The sequence below is a fragment of the Phyllobacterium sp. CL33Tsu genome, assembly GCF_900113985.1.
Classification (GTDB): domain Bacteria; phylum Pseudomonadota; class Alphaproteobacteria; order Rhizobiales; family Rhizobiaceae; genus Phyllobacterium; species Phyllobacterium pellucidum.
Genome location: NZ_FORJ01000001.1, coordinates 258,469 through 283,349, shown reverse-complemented (window position 1 = coordinate 283,349; position 24,881 = coordinate 258,469). Strand labels below are relative to the sequence as shown.

The 24,881-nt window shown below is 60.6% G+C and carries 30 protein-coding genes; 29 read left to right on the top strand and 1 reads right to left on the bottom strand.

Features of this window, described 5'->3' with window-relative positions; genetic code table 11:
- The first annotated feature begins 117 nt into the window (after positions 1–117).
- The 28 genes from BM074_RS01470 to BM074_RS01340 all read left to right on the top strand — a co-directional run bounded on the left by BM074_RS01470 (position 118) and on the right by BM074_RS01340 (position 22,259).
- Positions 118–747: a LysE family translocator gene (locus tag BM074_RS01470; protein WP_091919278.1), complete on the top strand. Its 630-nt coding sequence runs from the start codon at positions 118–120 to the stop codon at positions 745–747.
- Between the two features lie 152 nt (positions 748–899).
- Entirely contained in the window at positions 900–1,433 is a 534-nt protein-coding gene (locus tag BM074_RS01465) for a hypothetical protein (protein ID WP_091919276.1), read from the top strand.
- A complete protein-coding gene (locus BM074_RS01460; RefSeq protein ID WP_091919274.1) occupies positions 1,393–2,607 on the top strand; it encodes a DNA-packaging protein in 1,215 nt (404 codons plus the stop codon). The genes BM074_RS01465 and BM074_RS01460 overlap by 41 nt, the downstream gene beginning before the upstream one ends.
- 46 nt (positions 2,608–2,653) lie before the next feature.
- The gene (locus BM074_RS01455; protein ID WP_091919272.1) at positions 2,654–3,823 is read left to right on the top strand and encodes a phage portal protein; all 1,170 of its coding nucleotides are present in this window, start codon (positions 2,654–2,656) and stop codon (positions 3,821–3,823) included.
- 2 nt (positions 3,824–3,825) lie between these two features.
- On the top strand, positions 3,826–4,194 hold the full coding sequence (locus BM074_RS01450; RefSeq protein ID WP_091919270.1) for a DUF6107 family protein: 369 nt from the start codon (positions 3,826–3,828) through the stop codon (positions 4,192–4,194).
- Positions 4,184–4,756 (top strand): HK97 family phage prohead protease, encoded by a 573-nt coding sequence (locus BM074_RS01445; protein ID WP_091919269.1) that lies wholly within the window; start codon positions 4,184–4,186, stop codon positions 4,754–4,756. The genes BM074_RS01450 and BM074_RS01445 overlap by 11 nt, the downstream gene beginning before the upstream one ends.
- A gap of 15 nt (positions 4,757–4,771) precedes the next feature.
- Complete coding sequence (locus BM074_RS01440; RefSeq protein ID WP_091919267.1) at positions 4,772–6,013, top strand: phage major capsid protein; 1,242 nt, start codon at positions 4,772–4,774, stop codon at positions 6,011–6,013.
- A gap of 80 nt (positions 6,014–6,093) precedes the next feature.
- The gene (locus BM074_RS01435; protein ID WP_139217608.1) at positions 6,094–6,657 is read left to right on the top strand and encodes a head-tail connector protein; all 564 of its coding nucleotides are present in this window, start codon (positions 6,094–6,096) and stop codon (positions 6,655–6,657) included.
- Complete coding sequence (locus BM074_RS01430) at positions 6,657–6,992, top strand: phage head closure protein (protein ID WP_027229954.1); 336 nt, start codon at positions 6,657–6,659, stop codon at positions 6,990–6,992. Before BM074_RS01435 ends, BM074_RS01430 begins: the two co-directional genes overlap by 1 nt.
- On the top strand, positions 6,989–7,138 hold the full coding sequence (locus tag BM074_RS22910) for a hypothetical protein (protein ID WP_155810799.1): 150 nt from the start codon (positions 6,989–6,991) through the stop codon (positions 7,136–7,138). Before BM074_RS01430 ends, BM074_RS22910 begins: the two co-directional genes overlap by 4 nt.
- On the top strand, positions 7,135–7,542 hold the full coding sequence (locus BM074_RS01425; protein ID WP_091919263.1) for a DUF3168 domain-containing protein: 408 nt from the start codon (positions 7,135–7,137) through the stop codon (positions 7,540–7,542). The genes BM074_RS22910 and BM074_RS01425 overlap by 4 nt, the downstream gene beginning before the upstream one ends.
- Positions 7,543–7,555: 13 nt before the next feature.
- A complete protein-coding gene (locus BM074_RS01420) occupies positions 7,556–7,975 on the top strand; it encodes a phage major tail protein, TP901-1 family (RefSeq protein WP_027229952.1) in 420 nt (139 codons plus the stop codon).
- The gene (locus BM074_RS01415; protein WP_091919261.1) at positions 7,968–8,306 is read left to right on the top strand and encodes a gene transfer agent family protein; all 339 of its coding nucleotides are present in this window, start codon (positions 7,968–7,970) and stop codon (positions 8,304–8,306) included. Before BM074_RS01420 ends, BM074_RS01415 begins: the two co-directional genes overlap by 8 nt.
- Complete coding sequence (locus BM074_RS01410; RefSeq protein WP_280139055.1) at positions 8,303–8,518, top strand: rcc01693 family protein; 216 nt, start codon at positions 8,303–8,305, stop codon at positions 8,516–8,518. Before BM074_RS01415 ends, BM074_RS01410 begins: the two co-directional genes overlap by 4 nt.
- A complete protein-coding gene (locus tag BM074_RS01405) occupies positions 8,519–9,067 on the top strand; it encodes a phage tail tape measure protein (protein WP_091919259.1) in 549 nt (182 codons plus the stop codon).
- Positions 9,068–9,079: 12 nt separating this feature from the next.
- Positions 9,080–9,706 carry a DUF2460 domain-containing protein gene (locus BM074_RS01400; RefSeq protein ID WP_091919257.1) on the top strand — a complete coding sequence of 209 codons (627 nt, stop codon included), beginning with the start codon at positions 9,080–9,082 and terminating at the stop codon, positions 9,704–9,706.
- On the top strand, positions 9,703–10,569 hold the full coding sequence (locus BM074_RS01395; protein ID WP_091919255.1) for a DUF2163 domain-containing protein: 867 nt from the start codon (positions 9,703–9,705) through the stop codon (positions 10,567–10,569). Before BM074_RS01400 ends, BM074_RS01395 begins: the two co-directional genes overlap by 4 nt.
- Positions 10,566–11,006 (top strand): NlpC/P60 family protein, encoded by a 441-nt coding sequence (locus tag BM074_RS01390; protein ID WP_027229946.1) that lies wholly within the window; start codon positions 10,566–10,568, stop codon positions 11,004–11,006. Before BM074_RS01395 ends, BM074_RS01390 begins: the two co-directional genes overlap by 4 nt.
- 13 nt (positions 11,007–11,019) lie before the next feature.
- Complete coding sequence (locus BM074_RS01385) at positions 11,020–14,865, top strand: baseplate multidomain protein megatron (RefSeq protein WP_091919253.1); 3,846 nt, start codon at positions 11,020–11,022, stop codon at positions 14,863–14,865.
- 25 nt (positions 14,866–14,890) lie between these two features.
- Positions 14,891–15,109, top strand: coding sequence for a hypothetical protein (locus tag BM074_RS01380; protein WP_091919251.1), 219 nt, complete (start codon positions 14,891–14,893; stop codon positions 15,107–15,109).
- A gap of 92 nt (positions 15,110–15,201) precedes the next feature.
- Positions 15,202–15,453 carry a hypothetical protein gene (locus BM074_RS01375; protein WP_051614801.1) on the top strand — a complete coding sequence of 84 codons (252 nt, stop codon included), beginning with the start codon at positions 15,202–15,204 and terminating at the stop codon, positions 15,451–15,453.
- A 22-nt stretch (positions 15,454–15,475) separates the two neighbouring features.
- Positions 15,476–16,147 (top strand): response regulator transcription factor, encoded by a 672-nt coding sequence (locus BM074_RS01370; RefSeq protein ID WP_027229943.1) that lies wholly within the window; start codon positions 15,476–15,478, stop codon positions 16,145–16,147.
- A 143-nt stretch (positions 16,148–16,290) separates the two neighbouring features.
- On the top strand, positions 16,291–17,592 hold the full coding sequence (locus BM074_RS01365) for a sensor histidine kinase (RefSeq protein WP_091921361.1): 1,302 nt from the start codon (positions 16,291–16,293) through the stop codon (positions 17,590–17,592).
- Positions 17,593–17,673: 81 nt separating this feature from the next.
- Positions 17,674–18,102 (top strand): membrane protein, encoded by a 429-nt coding sequence (locus tag BM074_RS01360; RefSeq protein WP_027229941.1) that lies wholly within the window; start codon positions 17,674–17,676, stop codon positions 18,100–18,102.
- A gap of 80 nt (positions 18,103–18,182) precedes the next feature.
- Positions 18,183–19,364: a c-type cytochrome biogenesis protein CcmI gene (gene ccmI / locus BM074_RS01355; protein ID WP_091919249.1), complete on the top strand. Its 1,182-nt coding sequence runs from the start codon at positions 18,183–18,185 to the stop codon at positions 19,362–19,364.
- Positions 19,364–19,810, top strand: a complete 447-nt coding sequence (gene ccmE / locus BM074_RS01350) for a cytochrome c maturation protein CcmE (RefSeq protein ID WP_027229939.1) — start codon at positions 19,364–19,366, stop codon at positions 19,808–19,810. The genes ccmI and ccmE overlap by 1 nt, the downstream gene beginning before the upstream one ends.
- Positions 19,807–21,789 (top strand): heme lyase CcmF/NrfE family subunit, encoded by a 1,983-nt coding sequence (locus BM074_RS01345; RefSeq protein ID WP_091919247.1) that lies wholly within the window; start codon positions 19,807–19,809, stop codon positions 21,787–21,789. The genes ccmE and BM074_RS01345 overlap by 4 nt, the downstream gene beginning before the upstream one ends.
- Positions 21,786–22,259: a cytochrome c-type biogenesis protein gene (locus tag BM074_RS01340; RefSeq protein WP_091919246.1), complete on the top strand. Its 474-nt coding sequence runs from the start codon at positions 21,786–21,788 to the stop codon at positions 22,257–22,259. The genes BM074_RS01345 and BM074_RS01340 overlap by 4 nt, the downstream gene beginning before the upstream one ends.
- 6 nt (positions 22,260–22,265) lie before the next feature.
- On the opposite strand, the gene BM074_RS01335 is transcribed toward BM074_RS01340, so the two are convergent.
- Positions 22,266–23,156, bottom strand: coding sequence for an MBL fold metallo-hydrolase (locus BM074_RS01335; protein WP_091919244.1), 891 nt, complete (start codon positions 23,154–23,156; stop codon positions 22,266–22,268).
- 185 nt (positions 23,157–23,341) lie between these two features.
- On the opposite strand from BM074_RS01335, the gene BM074_RS01330 reads away from it, so the two are divergent.
- Positions 23,342–24,877, top strand: coding sequence for a Do family serine endopeptidase (locus BM074_RS01330; protein ID WP_027229935.1), 1,536 nt, complete (start codon positions 23,342–23,344; stop codon positions 24,875–24,877).
- Positions 24,878–24,881 lie beyond the last annotated feature (4 nt).

Below are 24,881 nucleotides of genomic sequence, written 5' to 3'. Positions count from 1 at the left end.
CGAGCCGCGCAAGTTGATTTGATCGAGGAGTGTTGCCGAAGCGCAAGCCTGCAAATTGCGCTTGCAATTGGTAGCCACCGGTGGATTGATGCCATTTTTTAATCGAGGATGGTACGCATGTCGATTGAACATTGGCTCGCATTCGTTGCGGCATCTGCAATTCTCCTGGCCATTCCCGGCCCCACCATCCTTCTTGTCATCTCTTACGCACTCGGCCATGGCCGCCGCTTTGCCGTGGCAACGGTTGCCGGCGTCGCGCTTGGCGATTTTACCGCGATGACAGCTTCAATGCTCGGCCTTGGCGCCCTGCTTGCCGCCTCCGCAACGATCTTCACCGTCCTCAAATGGGTGGGCGCTGCCTATCTGATTTATCTCGGCATCAAGCTCTGGCGAGCGCCTGTTTCCAATCCTGATGGCGGCGATGCGGCGGTCAAGGAGGAGAAGGCGCTGCCGGTCTTTCTTCATGCCTATGTCGTCACCGCCCTTAACCCGAAGAGCATCATCTTCTTCGTTGCGTTCCTGCCGCAGTTCCTCGACCTGTCGCGTCCCGTGCTCGGCCAGATGGTCATCTTCGAGACGACATTCCTGGTTTTGGCAACGCTCAACGCCGGCTCATATGCGCTGATGGCATCCATGGCCCGCCACACGATCCGCAAACCCAAGGTGCAGCGCATCGTCAATCGCTCCGGCGGATCACTGATGATTGGCGCTGGTATGCTGGCTCTGGGTCTGCACAAAGCGGCCTAGAAAGAAAAAATTCATATATAGGAAAATAGTCCTTGACTGCGTAACGGTCGTCCTGTAGGTTCTGGTCATCGTCGAAAATGTGACTTCAGCGCTCCGCAGGGCAGCATCGCTGCGATCGTTGACGGTTCGCAAAGCGATCTCTCAGGACATTCATGGCCTTTTCCTCGTCCGTCATGCGGCGGCGGAGCGCAGTTGCGCTCTGCCGTGACTATGGCATTTCATCAGCCGAGATCGCGCCGTTGTTCGGGGAGGACGAAGCGCAGTTCCTGCGCGCCCTAAAGCGCCATGGGTTGTCCGGCGGAGGGTTCGAACAAAAGAGCCGGCAATTGCGGCTCGCCGAGAAGATCATGAACCTCTTGCAAAAAGAGGTGGAAGCGCTGACTGCGCTTGAGGAAGACAGCCTCAGCAAGACCAAACTCGACACGCTGGCGTTGCTCACCCGCACCATCGAAAAGGTGGGCGATCTCCAGGAACGATTTGCCGCCGTAAGACTCGAAGCCGTTGGCGGCCTCAGCACCGACGAATTGCGCAACGTCCTGACGCGCATTGACGAGAGGATCGATGAACTTGCGGAAATGCGGGCAAGAGAATTGGTCCAGATCCAATCTGAACGAACGGGAGTCGAGAGCCGCGGTCCGGGAATGGATGATCCAGGGGCGCGATGCACAACAGCCGCCACGCGGTGAATGGCACGCATGGCTGATATTCGGCGGGCGCGGCTCCGGCAAGACACGGATGGGTGCAGAATGGGTCAACGGCATGGTTCACGCACTTCCGCCCTTTTCCACGGTCAAATCCGGCAATATCGCACTTGTCGGCGAAACCCATGCCGACGTGCGCGAAATCATGATCGACGGACCTTCGGGGATCATGGCGGTGTCGCGGGCCGAGCGTCCGCGCTTCGAAGCAAGCCGCCGCCGGCTTCTCTGGGCTAATGGCGCGACGGCCTCGATGTTCTCCTCGGAGGATCCGGATAGCCTGCGCGGCCCGCAATTCGACGCCGCCTGGTGCGATGAACTGGCGAAATGGCGCAATCTGCAGGAGACCTGGGACATGCTGCAATTCGGATTGCGGCTCGGCACCAAGCCGCGTCAGGTTATTACGACGACGCCGCGTCCCTTGCCGCTCCTGAAAGCCATGATCGCCGATCCGGCAATTCCGGTCTGGCGCATGCGAACCGAAGAGAATGCGGCGAACCTCGCCCCGGGCTTTATCGATCATGTCAGCGAACTCTATGGCGGAACGCGTCTCGGCCGACAGGAACTTGATGGTGAACTGATCGAGGACAACCCCGACGCCCTGTGGTCGCGCCCATTGCTGGAGAAGATCCACTGTCCTGATGTGCCGGATCTGAAGCGCATCGTTGTGGCTATCGATCCGCCGGCAAGCGCGAACAAGAAGTCGGACGCATGCGGGATCGTCGCCGCAGGGCTCGATGGCGCGGGTATCGCCTGGGTACTGGCCGATGCGAGCCTTGCCCCGGCCAAGCCGCACGAGTGGGCGAGGCGGGCAATTGCACTCTTTCACCGGCTTGAAGCGGACCTCATCATCGCCGAGGTCAACCAGGGTGGCGATATGGTCGCGGCGGTTATCGCAGCCGAGGATGCAGCGGTGCCGGTCCGTTCCGTACGGGCCAATCGCGGCAAGGCTTTGCGCGCCGAACCGATCGCGGCGCTCTACGAACAGGGCAGGGTGCGTCACGCCGGGGGGTTCCGGCAATTGGAGGACGAGATGTGCGATTTCACCGCCTCCGGTCTATCGAGCGGACGTTCGCCCGATCGTGTGGACGCCCTGGTCTGGGCGCTGGGCGATCTGTTCCGTCGCCGCGACGGCAGTCCGCGCGTGCGCGTCGTGGCCTAACGGCGACTGCCTCAATTCAATCCGTCAGACGGAGAGCAATAGTCAAATGGCAATTCAATGGCCGTGGCGCCGCGGCGCCGCGAACGAGAACCCGCATCTCCAGCGTAAATCCGCGCCGGGCCTGGTGGCACTGCAGCTCGAGCGCGAAGCGCGTTGGTCGCAGAGCGGCTATTGCGGACTGTCGCGGCAAGGCTTCATGCGCAACGCTGTCGTCTATCGCTGCGTACGCCATCTCGCCGAAGCTGCAAGTTCGATCCCCTGGCTGCTCTATGAAGGCGATGCTGAAGACAGCCGCCATCCCGCCCTCCAGCTTCTCGCCGATCCGCATCGCGGGATGGATGGGTCGAGCTTTTTCGAAGAGCTCTATGGTCACCTCCTTCTGTCGGGCAATGCCTATGTGGAGCGGGTGGAAAGCGGCAGCGGCGCGAGCGAACTCTATCTTCTCAGACCCGACCGCGTGCGTATCGTCGCGGACGATCGCGGCTGGCCGACGGCGCTCACCTATGGTGCCGGCGTGCAGAAGCGGACGGTGCCGCTCGGCGAAGACCGCTGCCTGCATTTAAAGTTGTTCCACCCGCTCGATGATCATTACGGCTTTGCGCCGCTCGAAGCGGCGTCGATGGCGCTTGACATCCATAATGCTTCAGCGACCTGGAACAAGGCGTTGCTTGACAACTCGGCGTGCCCATCGGGCGCTCTGGTCTATGCGCCGGGCGAAACGAGCCATCTTAGCGAAGAACAGTTCGACCGTCTGAAGGCCGAGCTTGAAGAAGGTTATACGGGCGCCGCCAAGGCGGGACGCCCGCTCCTGCTTGAGGGCGGACTGGACTGGAAGTCGATGGGTCTGTCGCCGCGCGACATGGACTTTGTCGCCGCCAAGAATACGGCAAGCCGCGACATAGCGCTCGCCTTCGGCATCCCGCCGATGTTGCTGGGCATTCCGGGCGACAACACCTACGCCAATTATGCGGAAGCCAACCGCGCATTCTATCGCCTCAGCGTCATTCCGCTGGTGGTGCGAACGGCAAAGGCTTTCAGCAATTGGCTCGGCCCCGCCTATGGCGGCAAATTCAGGCTCGAACCTGATCTCGACCGCGTCGACGGATTGGCGCAGGAGCGCGACGCCCTTTGGCAACGCATCGCCGCCGCGCCGTTCCTCAGCGATGAGGAGAAGCGCGAGGCCGTCGGCTACACGCAGAAAACTTCGGGAGATTGACTATGACACATTGGTCGGACGCCGCCTGGATACTCGCGGCGAAAGCGGTCGGCGCCGTAGCAGGATCGGCTGTTTCGCTTGCCTACATGTTGCCGAAGGACAAGAGCGAAGCTGCGATCCGCTTTATCGTCGGTATTGTCTGCGGGCTCGCTTTCGGCGGTGCCGCAGGCGTCAAGATCGCGGTGGAGCTCGATATTCGCGGTCAGCTCGGTGACGGCGAACTGATGCTGATGGGCGCAACGGCCGCAAGTCTCGCGGCCTGGACGGCGCTCGGCCTGTTTGCGCGGCTTGCCGCCCGCACGGGTGAATCGAAAACTCCGCATTGTCACGCAAGCAATGGAAACAAAAAGGATATCGCGGATGCGCGCTAAAGCGATATCTCCAGTGATCGAGAAGAAATTTGCCGGGCTTTCCATCGAAAAGGTTACGCCCGATGGCAGCTTCTCCGGTTACGCCAGCCTCTTTGGCGAGGTCGATCTAGGCAAGGACGCCATAGAACCCGGCGCCTTTGCCAAATCCGTACGCGAACGCGGCGCGCTCGGCATCCGCATGCTCTGGCAGCATGATCCCAACCAGCCGATAGGGGTATGGACCGAGATAAGGGAAGACAGCCGCGGTCTTTATGTAGAGGGCCGGCTGACCAAGGGAGTCGCCCGTGCCGGGGAAATCCTCGAACTGATGCGAACGGGGGCGATCGATGGCCTTTCGATCGGGTTTCGAACGGTGCGCGCCAGATCCGGCAGGGCCGGCATCCGCCATATCCAGGAAGCCGATCTCTGGGAGATCTCGGTGGTGACATTCCCGATGCTGCCCTCGGCTCGCGTCGGCCAAGTGAAGAGCCTCGCCCGGCAGGCTCCCACCGAAGCGGAGCGCCTCTCGGTCAAGCTTCGTGCCGCTGCCAGATACATCAGGGCCGTAACGCCATTTCAATGACCAAAGGGAAAAACGATGACCCAACAGACATCAATGCTTGAGACAAAAAACGCGAGCAGCGTGGACGATTCCTTCGATGCGTTCATGCGCTCGTTCGACGAGTATAAAAGCACCAACGAGTACCGGCTTGCGGAAATCGAGCGCCGGGGCGGAACGGACGTGCTGACGAATGAAAAGCTCGACCGGATCAATGACACGCTTGACGAGCAAAAGCGGGTCATCGACCACATGCTGCTGAAGCGGGCACGTCCCCACCTCGATGGCGGTTTTGACCCTTTGGTCTCGCTCGAGCACAAGACGGCTTTTGACAACTATGTCCGGCGCGGCGACGAAAGCGGTCTGCGCCCGATCGAAGCCAAGGCGCTGTCGATAGGCACCGCCGCCGATGGTGGCTACCTCGTGCCCCCGGAGATGGAACGCGAGATCGGCACACGGCTGGCCGCAATCTCGCCAATCCGCAACCTTGCCTCGGTGCGGCAGGTTTCGAGCTCGCTGCTGAAGAAGCCTTTCTCGATCAAGGGGCCGGCAGTAGGCTGGGTTGGCGAAACCGATGCGAGGCCGCAGACCGATGCCTCCAAGCTGGCAGAGCTACAGTTCCCGACCATGGAACTCTACGCCATGCCGGCGGCGACTGCATCGCTGCTCGACGATGGCGCGGTCGACGTCGAACAGTGGATCTCGGCGGAGGTGGAAACCGCCTTTGCCGAGCAGGAAGGCAAGGCATTCGTCTCCGGCGACGGCGTCAACAAGCCGCGCGGGTTTCTGAACTACGACACGGTGGCGGAAAATGCCTGGGCGTGGGGCAAGATCGGCTTCCTCGCGACCGGCGTTGCCGCGAAGTTTCCGGCAACTGCCGCCTCCGACATTCTTCTCGATACGATCTATTCGATAAAGGCCGGCTATCGCCAGAATGCGAATTGGGTGATGAACCGCAAGACGCAGGCGGAAGTGCGCAAGCTCAAGGATAATGACGGCAACTATCTCTGGGTACCGCCTGCCGCGCCGGGCCAGCAGGCGTCTCTGCTCGGCTTTGGTTTGACTGAGGCCGAGGACATGCCGGATATCTCCAGCAGCGGCTTTGCCATCGCCTTTGGCGATTTCGCCCGCGGTTATCTGGTCGTGGATCGCATGGGCGTGCGTGTTCTCCGCGATCCTTACTCAGCCAAGCCCTACGTGCTTTTCTATACGACCAAGCGCGTCGGCGGCGGGGTCCAGGATTTTGCAGCGATCAAGCTGCTGAAGTTCGCGGCCTCATAAGGAACCCGGCACGGCGGCACTCTTCCCGCGCGGAAGAGTGCCGTGTGGCACCAAAAACCCATTCCAATCAGGACACTTCCATGACTCGTGCAATTTTGACGGCGCCGGCGCTCGAGCCGGTGACGCTGGCGGAACTGCGCCAGTTTTTGCGTCTCGACAATGTCAGCGAGGACGCGCTCCTGATTGGTCTGATCAAGGCGGCGCGTGAAACGCTGGAGCAGCAATCCGGGCTTGCGCTCATCACCCAGACCTGGCGACTTTACGCCGATTGCTGGCCAAGGCATGGCTTGATCAAGATTGCCAAATATCCCCTGCGCTCCATTGTTTCGGTCACAGCATACCAGGACGACGGGACGCCGGTCGCTCTTGCACAAGACTCTATTCACTTGAACGGTTCGACCCGTCCAGCGCGGCTTTACCTTGCTGCACCGAGCCATGCGGCGCTCTCCGGCCTCGAGATCGATTTCGAGGCCGGTTTCGGGGACGCAGGCACGGACGTCCCCGATGCATTGCGCCACGCAATCATGACCCTTGTCGCGCACTGGTATGAGTTTCGCGGCGTCTTCGATGTCTCGCAACAGCCAGTCTCCTATCCGCCAGCCTTCGAGCGGACGGTCGACCTTTGGCGCAGGATATCCCTTTGATGCCGACGCTGTTCATCGATCCTGGAAGATTGTCGCAGGAATTGTCGCTGGAGGAGCCCCGGTACGACATGGACGATGCCGGCAGCCTTGTCGTCGCCTGGACCGAAATCGGCACGCTTTGGGCGCAGGTCGAGCCCATAGACGCAGGGGTGCGCTGGCTGGGCGAACAGGCGCTTCCCGAGGCGACGCATCGCATAACCCTGCGCATGCGCCGCGATATCACGAGCGCCATGCGCCTGCGCAAAGGCAACCGCATTTTCCAGATTTTGACACTGCACGATCCGGATGAGAGCGGCCGCTATCTTGTCTGCCGCGTGCGCGAGGAGGTTCAATGAAAATCACCATGGAGCTGACGGTCGCCGATCTCATAAGGACCCTGCGCTGGCAAGCTATCGCTTTATCCGAGAAGGAAATCGCAGCACCGAAGCCTGAGACACCGGTGCGCGTCTCAAGCCAGCCCATGCCGGAGCCGAAGCGATGACAAGCGCCGGACTGGAACTCCAGAAGGCGGTTCTAACACTCTTGAAGGCGGATCCGTCGCTGAAAAGCTTGATCAATACCCGTGTCTACGACCGCGTGCCGGCGCAGGCGGAATTTCCCTATGTGACGCTTGGCGCCTCGACGACTTACGACTGGAGCACGGCGAGCGAGCGTGGCAGCGAACATATCTTCACGCTGAATGTCTGGGATCGGGCGAGCGGCCGCAAATCCGTGATGCAGATCATGCATGCAATCGATCGGCTTTTGACCGGGACGCAACTGACGCTCACCGGCCACCGGCTGATCAACCTGATTCCGCAATCGTCGTTGGCGCGGCCCGAAGACAATCGAGACGGCTACCTCGGTGTGCTCCGCTACCGCGCCGTCACCGAAGAACAGCCATAAGAAAGGACACGAGATGGGTGCCCAAAGAGGCAAAGACATTCTGTTGAAGATCGCCAACGCCGCCGGCAGCTATATGACCGTTGCCGGCATGCGCTCCAAGCGCATCGCCTTCAACGCCGAAGCCGTCGACGTGACGGATGCCGACGCCATCGGCCGCTGGCGCGAACTGCTCGGCGGAAGCGGTGTGCAGCGCGCCTCGATCGGCGGCTCCGGGCTGTTCAAGGATGCACAATCCGACGCGCTTATCCGCCAGGCCTTCTTCGACGGCACCATCGCCAATTGGCAGGTCGTCCTGCCGGATTTCGGCATCCTGCGCGGACTGTTCCAGATCATGGCGCTGGAATATGGTGGCGCGCATGACGGCGAGGTGACCTTCGAGATCGCGCTGGAATCCGCGGGTCCGGTAGAATTCACGGAGGCGGCCCATGCCTAACCGCCGCCGTGGTGAGATCAGCGCCAATCTCGACGGACGCGACTTTACGCTTTGCCTGACGCTTGGCGCCCTTGCCGAACTCGAGGACGCCTTTGGGGCGCAGGACCTTGGCGCATTGCTGAGACGCTTTGCCGGCGGCGCGCTTTCTGCCGGCGATCTCATAAAGATCATCGCTGCTGGACTTAGATGCGGCGGGAACGACGTAGGGCCAGAGGCAGTGGCTCTGATGCGCACGGAGGGCGCAGCCGCCGGCTTTGCAACCATCGTGAGCGAACTGCTGAGCGCGACCTTCGGTGATTCAAAATCGGAGCAAGCGCCGCCAAACCCTTGAAAGCCGCAGCAGATCAGCCAGTCGATGCCTTTCCATGGGACGCCATCATGAAGGCGGGATTGGGCCTGCTGCGGCTCGCGCCATCGGCGTTCTGGGCCATGACCTTGCGCGAGCTCAACGCCGCCTTCGCGCGGCCGCGCGCGCTCCTGGCACCTACACGATCCGAAATTGAACAACTTATGCGCATGTTTCCCGATGATGTGGAGCAATGAATGGCCACCGAAGAATTTGCCGTGCCGTTGAAAATTACGGCCGATGCGAAGTCCGTTGAAAACGTTCTCTCCAACCTTGAAGCGAGGTCAAAGCAATTCGGCCGCTCCATAAGCGACGCGCTGAAGGGTGCGGCCGTCAGCGGCAGGAGTTTTGAGGATGTCTTGCGCAACCTCGGAATGAGCCTTGCCAACATGGCCCTCGGCGCCGGTCTTGCACCCTTGCAGAAAATGGCGTCCGGCTGGTTTGAAGGGCTGTTCAACGGTCTCCAGGGGGCAAAGCCGCATGCGAAGGGCGGTGTCGTCAACAGTCCTACTTACTTCAACGATGGCGGTGCATTGGGATTGATGGGCGAAGCCGGCGCCGAGGCGATCATGCCGCTGGCGCGCGGTGCCGACGGCAAGCTTGGTGTCGTATCCCAGGGTGGCGGCGCACCCCTCCATGTCACCTTCAACGTGACGACGCCGGATGCCGCCTCCTTCCGCAAATCGGAAGCGCAGATGACCGGCATGCTGGCGCGTGCGGTTCAACGCGGGGCGCGAACCCTTTAAAGGCGGCCAACCATGACTGGTTTCCATGACGTGCGTTTTCCAACCGGCGTGTCGTTCGGCGCGACCGGCGGCCCCGAATGGCGCAATGAGATCGTTCCGCTGACCTCCGGTCTCGAACAGCGCAATGCGCGCTGGGCCCAATCGCGGCGTCACTATGATGCGGGCACCGGCATTCGGTCGCTCGCCGATCTCGAGAGCGTATTGACATTCTTCGAGGCGCGCCGCGGCTCGCTCTACGCTTTCCGGTTCCGCGATCCTTTCGATCATTTGTCATGCAAGTCTGGACAGTCGGTTTCTCCTGCCGATCAGTGGCTTGGGCATGGCGATGGCGTTAACGCCATATTTCAGTTGACCAAGCGATACGGTGAATATGTGAGGCCTATCACCAAGCCCGAGCCCGGCAGCGTGCGCGTCGCGGTCAATGGGGTAGAGCGAAGTGGCGGCGATTTCGCCGTCGATATCATGAGCGGACGCGTCAGTTTCCAGCAGGGAAAAGTCCCGCCTGCGGGAGCAAGCATCACCGCCGGTTTCAGCTTCGACGTGCCGGCCCGCTTCGATACGGATCGTCTTGCAATCAGCCTGAGATCATTCAAGGCAGGCGAAATTCCATCCATACCGATCATCGAGGTGAAGGCATGACGCAAATTTCGCCATTGCTGGAATCACATCTTGCAGGTGAAGCTACAACGCATTGTTTCTGCTGGATTATCCGCCGTCGCGATGCAGTGGCCTTCGGCTTCACAGATCACGACCGGACACTCTCCGTCGCCGGCGTTGCCTGCGAGCCCCAGACGGGCCTCAGCGGCAGCGAGGCAACGACCTCATTGGGGCTCAGCGTCGACAGCGCGGAAGTGGAGGGCGCGCTTTCGTCTCTGAGCATCGCTGTTGCGGACATCGAACGCGGGGCATTCGATCTGGCGGTGGTAGAAACCTGGCTCGTCAACTGGAATGCTCCCGACCAGTGCACCCTTCTGCGAAGTTCGCGTATTGGCGCGATTATCCGCTCAGGCGGGCGTTTCGTGGCGGAACTGAAAAGCAGTGCCGCCGACCTCGATAAGATCAGCGGCAGGCGCGTCACTCGTCGATGCGACGCCCAACTCGGAGACCGTCGTTGCGGCTACGGTGCGGCTAAACAGGCCGGCGTGGTGATCCAGATTTTATCCGATCGCGAAATCGTGGTCTCGGGTTTGCAGCCGCCGACTGGCCAGTGGTTTGACAATGGAGCGCTCACTTGGATGAACGGCACGTCAAATGTTGCTCTAAGCAGCGGGCAATATGGCGGCGGAATACGGCTCGGCCTGCGCGACGCGCAGTTTCCGGATCCGAAGGTCGGCGATCGGTTCGAACTTTTGCCGGGATGCGACAAGAGTTTTGCCCAATGTAAGGCGAAGTTTGGCAACAGCGTCAACTTTCGCGGCTTCCCGCATCTGCCGGGCAACGATGCCGCCTACAATTACGCCGACGGCAAGGGCAATTTTGATGGCGGGCCGTTGGTACCATGACGGCTGCTGACCTTGCTGTTGCCGAAGCGCGCCGCTGGATCGGCACACCCTACCGCCATGCGGGATCACGTTGCCAGGTCGGATGCGACTGCCTGGGCCTCGTACGCGGCATCTGGCGTGCGCTATATGGCAGCGAGCCGCAACAGGTCTCACCCTATTCGGCGGATTGGGCAGAGGCGGGCGGTGGCGATCCGCTGCTTGAAGCCGCGCAGCGGCACATGATCGAAAAGCCGCCTTGCGAAGCAGGCACCGGCGATCTGCTCGTCTTTCGCTGGCGAGACAATGTCGCTGCGAAGCATCTCGGTATCCTGGCCGGTCCTGAGCGCTTCATTCACGCCTATGAAGGACATGCGGTACTGGAATCGGCCCTTGTGCCGCAATGGCGCCGCCGGGTTGCCGGAGCCTTCGCATTTCCTGAACCGGCAGCAGATTGCTGAAAGATCCAATTAGATGGCAACAATTGTTCTGACAACTGCGGCGGGATGGCTGCTGGGCCAGGGTACGGTGGCAGCCGCAATCGGGACCGCGGCCGCCTCGCTCGGTGGCTATCTCATCGATCAGGCCCTGTTTGGCGAGCGCGTCGAAACGGGCCGGATGTCGTCGATGCGGCCGACCGTTGCAGAAGAAGGTGCCGGGCTGCCGCGTCTCTACGGAACCGCGCGTTTGCCTGGCACATTGGTCTGGGCGACGCGTTTCGAAGAGGTCAAGAGCGATCGGCGCGGCTCCAAGGGCGGGCCGAAAGTCACCGAATATTCGTATCTTGCCAATTTTGCCATCGCTGTGGCCAATGGCGAGATCAGTCTGATCCGCCGCATGTGGGCCGACGGCAAGGAATTCGACCAGACGAAATGCACGATGCGGGTGTACAAGGGCAGCGAGACCCAGCCGTCCGATCCCTTGATCGAAGCCAAGCAGGGAGCCGGCAATGCCCCCGCCTATCGCGGCACGGCCTATGTGGTCTTCGAGCGCATGCCTGTCGATGAGTTTGGCGGGCGTATTCCGCAATTCCAGTTTGAGGTGGTTCGCGCTGTCGGTGCTGCCGCTCGTGATCTGCCGGCAGTCGCTTTGATACCTGGCGCGACCGAGTTCGGATTATCGCCGCAACCTGTGACAGACGAGCCGAGCAAGGGCGAGACGCGATCGCTCAATCGCAATTGCCTGCGCGCACAGAGCGACTGGCAGGCCTCGATGGACGAGCTACAGGCGCTTTGCCCCTCGCTGAAGCATGTCGCGATCGTGGTCCCGTGGTTCGGGACGGACCTACGCGCCGGTGAGTGCCGGATCAAGCCGGGCGTGATGGAGCGCAAGGCGCGTGGCGAAAGCAAACCCTGGTACGCCGGCGGCATCGCTCGATCCGATGCTCATTTGATCTCGCGGACTGCTGAGGGCGCGGCCTACGGCGGCACGCCGTCCGATGCGAGCGTGATCGCCGCGATTATGGATGCGAAGGCGAGGGGGCTCGGGGTGACGCTTTACCCCTTCATCATGCTTGATATTCTGGACAGTAACCAACTGCCCGATCCCTACGGGGGTAGCGGTCAAGCGACCTTTCCGTGGCGGGGCCGCATAACCTGCCACCCGGCGCCGTTGCGGCCCGCCACCGCCAATCGGACGGCCAACGCGGCGGCTCAGATCGCGGCATTTCTCGGGAAGGCAAAAGACTTCAGCGTCAAGAAGGGGCAGGTCGAGTTCAAGGGAGATGCCGACGATTGGGGTTATCGGCGCATGATATTGCACATGGCGCATCTCGCTCAACTGGCGGGCGGCGTCGACGCCTTCCTCATCGGCTCGGAGTTGTGCGGACTGACCATCGTCAGGGACCAGTCGAACGGCTTTCCGTTTGTCGACGGGCTGCGCCAACTCGCGTCCGATGTCCGTAAGGTGGTCGGCGCCGGCTGCAAACTGACCTATGCCGCCGACTGGACCGAGTATTTCGGCCACCATCCACAGGACGGGTCCGGCGATGTCTATTTCCATCTCGACCCTCTTTGGGCGCATCCCGACATCAATGCCGTTGGCATAGATAATTATATGCCGCTCAGCGATTGGCGCGACGAGGACTATAGCGTGCCAGGGCCGGACGGTTTCGCGGCACCTTACGACGTCGCCGCCCTGCGATCGCAGATTGCTTCCGGTGAAGGGTTTGATTGGTACTATGCATCCAGCACCGACCGGACGACGCGAAAGCGGACGCCGATCACCGATGGGCGAGGCAAGCCATGGATCTACCGCTACAAGGACATTCCGAGCTGGTGGCAGAACCTGCATTTCAACCGCATCGGCGGGGTTGAAAGCGCCACGCCGACCGCCTGGCGGCCGATGATGAAGTCGGTCTGGCTTACGGAGCTTGGATGTCCGGCGGCCGACAAGGGGCCGAACCAGCCGAATGTCTTTCCGGACATGAAATCCTCTGAAGGCGCATTTCCCTATTTCTCGGACCACGGGCGCAATGATCTTGCCCAGAACCGATATTTGCGCGCGCACTTCAGTCATTGGATTGCGGGCGGCGATGGCCAGATGCTGGACAAGGAGCGCCTCTATGTCTGGGCCTGGGACACGCGACCGTTTCCGGAGTTCCCGCTCAATCGCAAGCTGTGGGCAGACGGAGGCAACTGGACCACCGGTCACTGGTTGAACGGACGGCTTTCCGGCGTGGCGCTGGACGAGCTCCTCTCGGCGATCCTCCGCGATTTTGGGGCGACAAATTTTGACACAAGCGCCGTCGACGGCTTCGTCAGTGGCTACGTCATCGATGAGCCCACAAGCGTGCGGGCGGCGCTCGAGCCGCTGTTGACGCTTTTCGGGATCGACGCCTTCGAGGATGGCGGGCGGCTGATCTTCAGAAGCAGTTCGCGGCTCAGCGGCGAGGCGGCTCTGATCGACGAGTTAGTGGAACAGGAGGATTCCGGCCCGGTCAAATGGCGGTTGGACGAGTTGATGGACCAGCCGTCACGCGTCGAAATTGCCTATCGCGATCCCTTGCTCGACTTTCAGGGGGCTGTGGCCTTCGCCGAACGGCCCGACGGCAAAGGCACGGAAAACCTCACCTTTGCAGGAATGATCGATGAGGGACAGGCCGTTTCGCTGGCCGAGGAGCGGCTGCAAGCGCGCCGCGCCGCACGCCGTTCGCTCGTATGCGAACTCCCTTGGAAGCACGCGGCGCTGAAACCCGGCGACAAGATCAGGCTCCCCGGCGAGAATGCCGCATCGGTTTTCGTGGTCACCTCCTTCGAGGATGGCGGAACACGCCGCGTTGCCGCGAGGGCGATGTCGCGCCACGTCCGCTACCCCGTCAAGGCAGACCTTCCTGCGGCCCCCGTTGCCGGCAGCGTCATGATCGTCGGGAAGCCGCATTTCGAGCTCATCGATCTGCCGATGTGGCCCGGGATCGAAAAGCCTGCGGATCAATTCCGGATTGCGGCTCTCGCCAAACCCTGGCGTGGGGTCAGCGCCTTCGCTTCACCGGAATTGTCGGGCTTCGAAGCCCGGGCGAAGCTGACAGACCCGGCCATAATGGGCGAACTGACTGTTCCTTTTTCTGTCAGTGGCGAAAGCGGACGGCTCATCTACGGGCAATTCCTCGAAGTTCATCTCCACTCCAGCGAACTGCGGTCAATTACCCTTTCCCAAATGCTCAACGGCGGCAACACTGCTTTGCTGGCGACCGCAGGCGGCCATTGGGAAATGCTGCAGTTTCAGAACGCCGAAGAGGTTGAGAGCGATCGCTGGCGGCTGTCCGGGCTGTTGCGTGGGCAGTGCGGAACAGAGCGGGAAGCGCGCGAAGCAAGGCCGGCAGGAACGACATTGATCCTGCTCGACCGTGCCGTCGCGCCGATCGGACTGAAACCGCAGGAGGCGGGGCTTACCCTGAATTGGCGCATCGGAGCGTCCGGCGAGGAATTTACCGACCAATTCTATACGACCGTCGCGGCGACGGCTGGCCTGCGCGCTCTGCAACCGCTTGAGCCGGTGCACCTGCAAACAAGCCTTGAGGCCAATGGCGATTTGCGCTTCCGCTGGATCAGGCGCGGCCGAATCGATGCGGATAGTTGGCTTGCCGCCGACATACCACTCGGCGAGGAACGAGAGGCCTACCGCATCGAGATTCGCCTTGGCGAGCGCGTGGTGCGTTCCGTGGAGGTTGCTGGTCCGAGCTGGCTTTATGGCTTGCCGCAGCGCCGGGACGACTTGGGCAATCCTGATGCAGACTTTGACTTCTACGTCGCGATGATTTCGGCCGTCACGGGACCCAGCCGGCAGGCTCATTTGGCAATTCGCCATAAACTATTGAAATAAAGCCATTTTTTAAAGGGATTTGATTATGACCAATGAAAAACCCTGGTACCTTTCGAAGACGATCTGGGCATCGATCGTTACGGTTTTGCTATCCTGCTCGGGCTTCTTCAACATTTCCGTTGAGCATGTTCAACCGGCCGAACTCACCGAGACCATCGTACAATTCATGACCGCGCTCAGCGGAATCGCAGCGCTATTTGGCCGCATAAGTGCGACGTCGCTCATTTCACGTAAAGAAATATAGTGTTAAAAGGCGTGACGTAGTGGCAATCCTGCCCTTTGCATCCCAACTGTTCATGCATCGTTCAGACACCAAGCGATACTAATAACGCCATGATGAAACACCTGATTTTCTCCCTGCCCCTTGCGGGCCTTATATCGGTCGCTGGCGTCCTTGGGGCCGGCAGCGCCCAAGCCGCGGATTGTTCGTCTGTCGGCCAACAGGTCGCGGACTCGCAAGGCGGCACCCTTGCGCGCGCCACGTCCGTTGTGCAGAACGGCAAGGAAGTATGCGTGGTTGTGGTGCTCATTCCAGGCCGGGATGGCGAACGGCCACGCCGCGTCGAAGTGGCCGTTCCGGCAAACTGAGTTTGCGCTTGGGAAACAATGGATGAGAATACTCGTCGTCGAAGATGATCGTGACCTCAATCGCCAACTGGTCGAAGCGCTGACCGAGGCCGGCTATGTGGTCGACAAGGCTTTTGACGGCGAGGAGGGGCACTTCCTGGGGGATACGGAGCCCTATGACGCGGCAGTGCTGGATATCGGTCTGCCGCAGATGGACGGCCTGACGGTTCTTGAAAAGTGGCGGCGGGACAACCGCAGCATGCCGGTCCTGTTGCTCACTGCGCGCGATCGCTGGAGCGACAAGGTTGCCGGTATCGATGCCGGCGCGGACGATTATGTGGCCAAGCCCTTTCACATCGAGGAAGTTCTAGCGCGCCTGCGTGCCCTTATCCGCCGCGCCGCAGGACATGCTTCGTCAGAGATTACATGCGGACCGTTGCGGCTGGACACGAAGACATCGAAAGCCACGGTCAACGGTACGCCGCTGAAATTGACCTCGCACGAGTTTCGCCTTCTATCCTACCTGATGCATCATATGGACGAAGTGGTCTCGCGCACCGAACTCGTCGAGCATCTTTACGACCAGGATTTTGACCGAGATTCCAATACGATCGAAGTCTTTGTTGGACGTCTGCGCAAGAAGATGGGCATGGATCTGATCGAAACGATCCGCGGCATGGGCTACCGGATCAAGTCACAGGACAGCAAGTCCTGATTGTGTCCGGCCACCGCTGCTGACTAGCTTTCGATCATCACAAGGACAAAGGGCGACGCGTGAACATCCGCCTGAGCAGCTATCTTCCCAGCCTGCGTTCGCTTTCTCTGCGCGTCATCACCCTGTCGACGCTCTGGACCATCATTTCGTTTTTCGCGATTGCCACGATCATCTCGGCGCTCTATGGCGAGGCGCGCCTGCAAAGCTTCAAGCAATTGCTCTCGGCCCATCTCTTCAGCGTCATCGCGTCGGTCAGCGTCAATGACGGCACACTTGCAGGACGCCCCGATCCTGGAGAAGTGCGCTATTCGAGCCCCATGTCGGGCTGGTACTGGTCGGTCGAGCCGGTGGGTGACAATCTCAAGGGCTCGCTCCGCTCCATTTCGCTTGGCGACAAGAGCATCGACTCTCCGTCCACGCTCCTCGTTCCCTTCGACACCTCGTTTCAACGCTCATACACGGAAGAAGGGCCAAATGGGCAGCAGCTCTCTGTCGTCGAAACGGAGGTCGTCCTCGACGCGGAGAACCGTGTCGCCCGGTTCCGCGTCATGGGCAATCTCAGCGAAGTTGAAGGCGAAATCGCCAATTTTCGCCATACGCTGTATTTTTACCTCGGTATCTTCGGGCTGGGCGGCACGCTGATCAACGCTGCCGTCATTCTTTTCGGCCTGAGACCCCTCGACCGTGTACGAAGGAGCCTTACCGACATTCGCGAAGGCAAGGTAACACGCCTCAACGAGAACCTGCCCGATGAGATCGCGCCGCTTGCCCGCGAGATGAATGCGCTGATCGACAACAATCGCCGCATCATGGAACGGTCGCGGACCCAGGTCGGAAACCTCGCCCATTCGTTGAAGACGCCGCTTTCGGTCCTCGTCAATGAAAGCCGCACGATCGGCGGTACCGAGGGGCGCCTCATCGCCGAGCAGAGCGCGGCTATGCAGGTACAGGTCCAGCACTATCTGCAGCGCGCCCGCGTCGCCGCCCAGCGCGACAGCGTGGTGTTTCGAGCGCCGGTGACACCGATCCTTGAACGGTTGGTGCGCGTAACGGCGAAGCTCAATCCCGATAAGGAGGTACGCTTCGACAATTATATGGACGATGCCATCTTTGCAGGCGAACAGGAAGACCTTGAAGAAATGGTCGGCAATCTCCTTGAGAACGCCGGCAAATGGGGAAATAGCGTCATCAGGCTTAGGCTCAGCCAGGTAGATGCCGGATTCGAGATCAGCGTCGATGACGATGGATCGGGGCTCGCCCCCGAACAGATCAAGGATGCCCTGACGCGAGGCAAGCGACTTGACGAGAGCAAGCCGGGCACCGGTCTTGGGCTTTCCATCGTCCACGACACCGTGCGTGAATATGGCGGCACACTTCGGCTGGAACGCAGTGCCGATCTTGGCGGCTTGAGCGCCCGTTTGACACTGCCCGTCGCCGGAACCTGAATGAGGCTTGCAAGACGGCGCTCAATCAGGCCATAAACGATTGCTGCCCATGTATTTGATGTATTTGTAGACGGACAGATGATGAAACTTGAGATTGCCATTTCCCTCCTAGCGGTCGCACTCCTCGCCGGCTGCTCGACGACCTCAGCATCGAAAAGTGGCGGCGGAACCATCAGCGGCCTCACTGGAGGCGCAAAGGCGCCGGCCTCCGGCGTGATTGCAGCCCTCGGCAATGGGCTGGTCGGCAATGCGTCGCTCGATGCCTCCGATCGCAAGCGCGCCCTGCAAGCCGAATACCAGGCATTGGAGTATTCTCCCGCCGGCAAGACCGTCGAGTGGAAGAACAGCACTGGCACTCGCTCCGGGGAGGTGGTTGCCGCGCAGCCCTATCAGGTAGGATCGCAAAATTGCCGCCAGTACACGCATACGGTGAGGATAGACGGCACCCCGCAATCAGCGCGCGGGACGGCTTGCCGAAATGAAGACGGCAGCTGGACACCGCTTACATAGCTGCAATCTGATCACATTTTAGTTTTGCGGCGAAATGCCCTATCTGCGAAATCCCTTGGATTTTAGGCGGATGGGAGTCTATGTCTCAACCCATGGTTTTCTGGATATCCGCTGCAATTTTGACCGTGGGCGCGACGTTGCTCGTGCTTCTGCCCTTGACGCGCCGCGTCAAGCCATCGGCATCGGACAGTCAATACGATGTCGAAGTCTACCGGGATCAGCTGCTTGAACTTGACGCGGACGAACAGCGCGGGCTCATAGACCATGTAAGCAGCGAACAGGCGCGGGCCGAGATCGGCCGCCGCCTGCTGAAATCTGCAAAGGCTGTCGAAGCCGACAGGACGAGCGTTCGCCCGCAGAAAAGCGCGTTGCGCGAATGGCTTACGCTCGCAACCGTTATTGCCATTCCCCTGATTTCCTGGGGCATTTATACGAAGACGGGTTCGCCTGATCTTCCGGCGCAGCCGCTGGCCGAGCGCCTGTCGCGCCCGCCGGATCAGAGTACGCCCGCCGAGCTCATAGCGCGCGCCGAGGCCCATCTTACGCTCAACCCGGACGATGGGCAGGGCTGGGAGGTGCTGGCGCCAATCTATCTTCGCATTGGCCGGCCTGCCGATGCGATAACCGCGTTCCAGAACGCAATCCGCCTCAATGGCGACACCGCGACGCGGCAACTGGGCCTCGGGCAGGCGATGACGGCTGCCGCCGACGGCAAGGTCACGCCTGAGGCGGAGGCGGTCTTTAAGCACGCGCTTGAACTCGATCCAAAGGACATGCGTCCGCAATTCTTCATCATTGACGGGTGGATGCAGCAGGGTCGCCTCTCGGAAGCCCGCGATCTGATCAGGAAGCTTTTGGTCGAAGCACCCGCGGACGTTCCATGGCGCGATCAGGCGCAGGCCGCGTTGACCAGGTTGGACCAGGAAATCTCAGGTGATGCGCCGGATGTCAGCAATGTCGAAAAGACGGGCCCCGATGCCTCGCAGGTCGAAGCGGCAGCCGGCATGAGCAGCCAGGATCGTGCCGAGATGATCGAAACGATGGTCGCCGGGCTTGCCGAAAAATTGAAACAATCGCCTGATGATGTGGAGGGCTGGGAACGGCTGGTTCGCTCCTACGTGGTTCTCAACCGCCCAAACGATGCGATTGAAGCGCTTGGGCGTGCAAAGTTGGTTCTGAGTGCCGACAAGGTCGCTCAGCTTGATGCGGTTGCCAAGGACCTCGGGCTTGAAGACGAGCCCGGGACGCCGGAGAAAAATTGATGACGCGCAAACAGAAACGGCTTTCGGTGATCGGCGGCGGGCTGCTCGTTCTCGGCGTCGCGGCAGCGCTCGTGCTGTTTGCGCTTCAGCAGAAGATCGCCTTCTTTCGCATGCCGTCGGATATTCAGGCAACCGATATGCAGTCGGAGTCGCGCTTCCGGCTGGGCGGGCTCGTCGAAAAGGGTACCGTCGTGCGCGGTGAGGGCGCGAAAGTAAGTTTCGCCGTTACCGATCACATCAAAAGCGTGCCTGTGACGTTTGAGGGCATTTTGCCGGACCTCTTCCGAGAGGACCAGGGGGTGGTGATCGAGGGCAGGTTCACACCGGGCGGTGCATTCGTTGCCGATAGCGTCCTCGCCAAGCATGATGAGAACTACATGCCCAAGGAGGTTGCAGACAGTCTGAAAGCCAAGGGTGTCTGGCAAGGGGAGGCAAAGCAGCAATGACAGTGGAACTTGGACATTTCGCGCTGGTACTCGCCCTTGCCTTGTCAATAGTGCAGGCGGTCCTGCCTGTTCTGGGCGCGCGCCGCAACGACGAGCGGATGATGGCGGTCGCAGTTCCCGCGGCCTTCACGGTCTTCGCCCTGATCGCGCTCTCCTTCGTTGCGTTGACGACAGCCTATGTCCTTTCCGATTTCTCGGTGCAGAACGTCTTTGAGAATTCCCATTCGCAAAAGCCGCTGCTCTACAAATTCACCGGCGTATGGGGCAACCACGAAGGCTCCATGTTGCTTTGGGTGCTGATCCTCAGCTTCTTCAGCGCGCTCGTCGCTTTCTTCGGCAATAATTTGCCGCCGGCGCTCAAAGCTAATGTTCTGGGTGTGCAGGCCTGGATCGGCAGTGCCTTCCTTCTGTTCATCGTGGCGACGTCCAATCCCTTCACCCGCATCAATCCCGCGCCCATCGAAGGCCAGGATCTCAATCCGATCCTGCAGGATATCGGCCTCGCCATCCACCCGCCCATGCTTTATCTCGGCTATGTCGGGTTCTCGGTCTGCTTTTCCTTCGCCGTCGCGGCCCTGATCGATGGCCGGATCGACGCCGCCTGGGCGCGCTGGGTGCGCCCATGGGCTTTGACCGCCTGGCTGTTCCTGACCGGCGGCATCGCCATGGGCTCCTACTGGGCCTATTACGAACTTGGCTGGGGCGGCTGGTGGTTCTGGGATCCGGTCGAGAACGCTTCGTTCATGCCGTGGCTCGCGGGAACGGCGCTGCTGCACTCGGCGCTCGTCATGGAGAAGCGCTCGGCGCTGAAAATCTGGACGATACTGCTCGCGATCCTCACTTTCTCGTTGTCATTGCTGGGCACATTCCTTGTTCGCTCCGGCGTGCTGACGTCGGTTCATACCTTTGCGACCGATCCGGGACGCGGCCTGTTCATCCTCGCGATCCTTGTGCTCTTCATCGGCGGATCGCTGGCGCTCTTCGCCTGGAGGGCGCAGACGCTGGAACCCGGCGGCCTGTTCCAACCGATCTCCCGCGAAGGAGCGCTCGTCTTCAACAACCTCTTCCTGACAACGGCAGCGGCAACTGTTCTGATCGGCACCCTTTACCCGCTGCTGCTCGAATCGCTGACCGGCGAGAAGATTTCGGTGGGCGCGCCCTTTTTCAATCTCACCTTCGGCCCGCTGATGCTACCGTTGCTGGCCGCGGTGCCGTTCGGACCGCTCCTTGCCTGGAAGCGCGGAGATATTCTCGCCGTAGCGCAACGATTGATGGCCGCGTTCTTTATCGCGCTCATTGCCGTTGGTCTCGTGCTCTACCAGACGTCGGCGTCCGGCGTTCTCGCGGCGTTTGGTATCGGTCTTGCAGTGTGGCTGATGCTTGGCGCGATCACCGATCTCGTTCTCAAGACCGGTTTCGGCAAGACCTCTGCAAGCACTGCCTTCCAGCGCCTCGTCGGTCTGCCGCGTTCGGTTTTCGGCACGACGCTCGCGCATTTCGCACTCGGCGTCACTCTGCTCGGCATTGTGGCGGTGTCGACTTTTGCAACGGAAAGCGTTCTCGTGATGAAGCCCGGCGATACCATCGCCGCGGGCGGTTATACGTTGCGTTTTGACCGGACCGAGTCCGTGAAATCGTCCAACTACACCGAAGATCAGGGTCACTTTACGGTCCTTAACAGTTCGGGTACCGAAGTGACGGTTCTCCTTTCGTCAAAGCGTTTCTTCCCCGTCCGCAAGATGCAGACGACGGAGGCGGGCATCAAGACGTTCTGGTTCAGCCAGCTCTATGTTTCGCTCGGCGATGCGGCCAAGGATGGCGGCGTCGTTGTGAGGGTGTGGTGGAAACCGTTGGTCACTCTGATCTGGCTCGGCGGCGTTGCGATGATGGCTGGCGGCTGTCTCTCGCTGTTCGACCGGCGTCTTCGCATTGGTGCTCCCGCGAAAGCGAAGATATCGAAGGCGCGGGCGACGGCATGAAGCGCCTGCTCGTTCTAATTATCCTCGGCCTCTCTTTGTGCCTGGCTGGCGCAGCGCAGGCGGTGTCGCCTGACGAAATGTTGAGCAATCCGGCCCTGGAGAAACGTGCCCGTACCATCTCGGCAGAATTGCGCTGCATGGTTTGCCAGAACGAGTCGATCGACGATTCGAACGCCGATCTTGCCAAGGACTTGCGGTTGTTGGTGCGCGAGCGACTGGTCGCGGGCGATACTGACCAGCAGGTGCTCGACTTTCTTGTCGCGCGCTATGGCGAGTTCGTGCTTCTGAAACCGCGGTTGCAGTTCTCGACGCTCCTGCTTTGGGGCTTCCCGATCGCTGCGCTTGTTGCCGGAGGATTCGCCATTCTTATTTCGATACGGCGGCGTCGCGCTAATCCTGCGCAGATCACACCGCTTACGGATGGCGAAAAACGCGAGTTGAAAAAGATCTTCGCCGCTCCGAAGGAATAAGGCGGACTATTCTTCCGCTTCTCCCGAGAGAACTGCCTTGATGTTCTCGCGGTGCACGACCTCGTAGGGAGCGAAATAATGGATCGCTCCTGACCGAAAATCCTCTTCTGCAAATGCTTGAAGGTCGTCGCTCGCGAGATCCCTGTTTTGGCGCACCGTGATCAGCTTCTCGACATAGTTTCTTGTTGCATCGATAAGGCTCGCCCCATAACCGCCCGCGACAATGATATCCTCCGCGCCATGATTGGGCAGGATCTTCGAGAAATCCCAGGTCGCCATGCGGGCGAGATCGGCAAGATGCTCTTTCAGCCTGGTGGGTTCAGCGACATAGGTTATCGGATCCTCGAGCGCATCGCCGGCAAACAATAGTTCCATTGCCGGCAGCAGCAGCATCGTGCCATCGCGGATGTGAATATCGACGACGCGTAAATCGACCTCGAACGCACCGATCTTCAAGCTCAATTCATCCTCGAAAATGCGGTTGGGCATGACCAGCGGGCGGATTGGCGGATCCCTGTTTTCCAGATTGTCGCGATGATTGCGCAACGCCTTTTCCGTCAGGCTATTGGCGATGATCTCGCAATCGGCGAAAACTTCGTTGCCGGCAACGTGATCCACATGCCAGTGGCTCAGCACGACCGTAATCCTGCGTGCTCCGGCATCTTCGAGGGTCTTGCGAATTATTCGGGCGTGGGGAAGAGAAATGCTCGTGTCATAGACAAGCGCCTCATCTCCAGACAGCAGTGCATAGGAACATACGCCAAGCGAATAAGCGCCGTCATCCAGCCAGTTGGGACGTTCGGAATAGGCGCGCACCCCGTCAATCCGTCCATCATAGAAGGCATAAACGCCTTCGTAAGGCTTATGGATACGCAGCGTTGAGCCAAGCGGCGGCATGGGTGTCTCCAGGTAACAGAAGGTGGAAGCGCCTGCGGTTTGTAGCCAGCTTTCCACATGTCGTCCAACGTCAATCTTACAAATTTGTCATGTTGCGGAAATAGCGGGGTAACGTTCCTATCTGTATCACTACTGCTATAAAGCGATCGTCCTCCTAACGATCGGACTTTCAAGGAGATACATTCATGCCGAATATTCGCAAGTCCTCACACTTCCGCAAGGGCATCGCTGCCGCAATGTTGTCCTCGGCGCTCGTCGGGGGCTTTCTGGCAACGGGTCCGCTCGCCGCTATCGTTCCGGCTCAGGCTGAAGCCGTACGTGTCGATGCTCCCCAGCAGCCCGGCTTTGCCGACGTTGTCGAGAAGGTCAGCCCCGCGGTCGTGAGCGTCCGCGTCAAGAGCGCCGTTCACCAGACCGCCGACGATGGTTCGGGGGGCATGCCGGGCCTTGATCAGCTGCCGGACGACCATCCGTTGAAGCGCTTCTTCTACGATTTCGGTGGCCAGGGCGGCCAGCGTATGGAGCCGCGCAAGGGTGGCCCGCGCGATCATAACCGTCCGGACCGCATCCGTCCGACTGCCCAGGGTTCCGGTTTCTTCATCTCTGAAGACGGCTATCTCGTCACCAACAACCACGTCGTTGAAGACGGCAGCGCCTATTCGGTCGTGCTGAATGACGGCACCGAACTCGACGCCAAGCTGATCGGCAAGGACAAGCGTACCGATCTCGCCGTCCTCAAGGTCGACGACAAGCGCAAGTTCACCTATGTCTCGTTCGGCGACGACAACAAGATCCGCGTCGGCCAGTGGGTCGTTGCTGTCGGCAATCCGTTCGGCCTCGGCGGTACCGTTACGGCGGGCATCGTCTCGGCTCGCGGCCGTGATATCGGCGCAGGTCCTTATGACGACTTCCTGCAGATCGACGCTGCAGTCAACCGCGGCAACTCCGGTGGCCCGGCCTTCAATCTCAACGGCGAAGTCGTCGGCATCAACACCGCTATCTTCTCCCCATCGGGCGGCAGCGTCGGCATCGCCTTCGCCATCCCCTCGACGACAGCCAAAAACGTTGTCGATCAGCTCATCAAGACCGGATCGGTTTCGCGTGGCTGGATTGGCGTACAGATTCAGCCGGTCAACAAGGAGATCGCTGAATCCCTTGGCCTTGCCGAAGAGAAGGGCGCTCTCGTTGCCGAACCGCAGGCTGATGGCCCCGCCGCAAAGGCTGGCGTATCGGCAGGCGACGTGATCACGGCCGTGAACGGCGAGACCGTCTCCGACCCACGTGACCTTGCCAAGAAGATCGCTGCGATCAATCCGGGCAAGGATGTCGAGCTGACTGTATGGCGCAAGGGTGAGGCAAAGTCCTTGAACGTTGCGATCAAGGCGATGCCGGGCGACGACCAGCTGGCCTCGAAGAACACGCAGCCGGACCAGGAGACTGCAAAGCCTTCGGCTCTTGATGACTACGGCCTGACCGTCATGCCTTCCGACGACGGCAAGGGTGTCGTGGTTACCGACGTAGACCGCCAGGGCGACGCAGCCGACAAGGGCATCACCACGGGTGACATCATCGTTTCGGTCAACAACCTGCCGGTAAAGAGCGGCGCGGACATTGAGACGGCGATCACCTCTGCAACGAAGGCCGGCCGCAAGGCGGTCCTCCTGCAGGTCCAGACCAACGATCAGTCGCGCTTCGTGGCGCTGCCGATCAATCAGGGTTGATCCT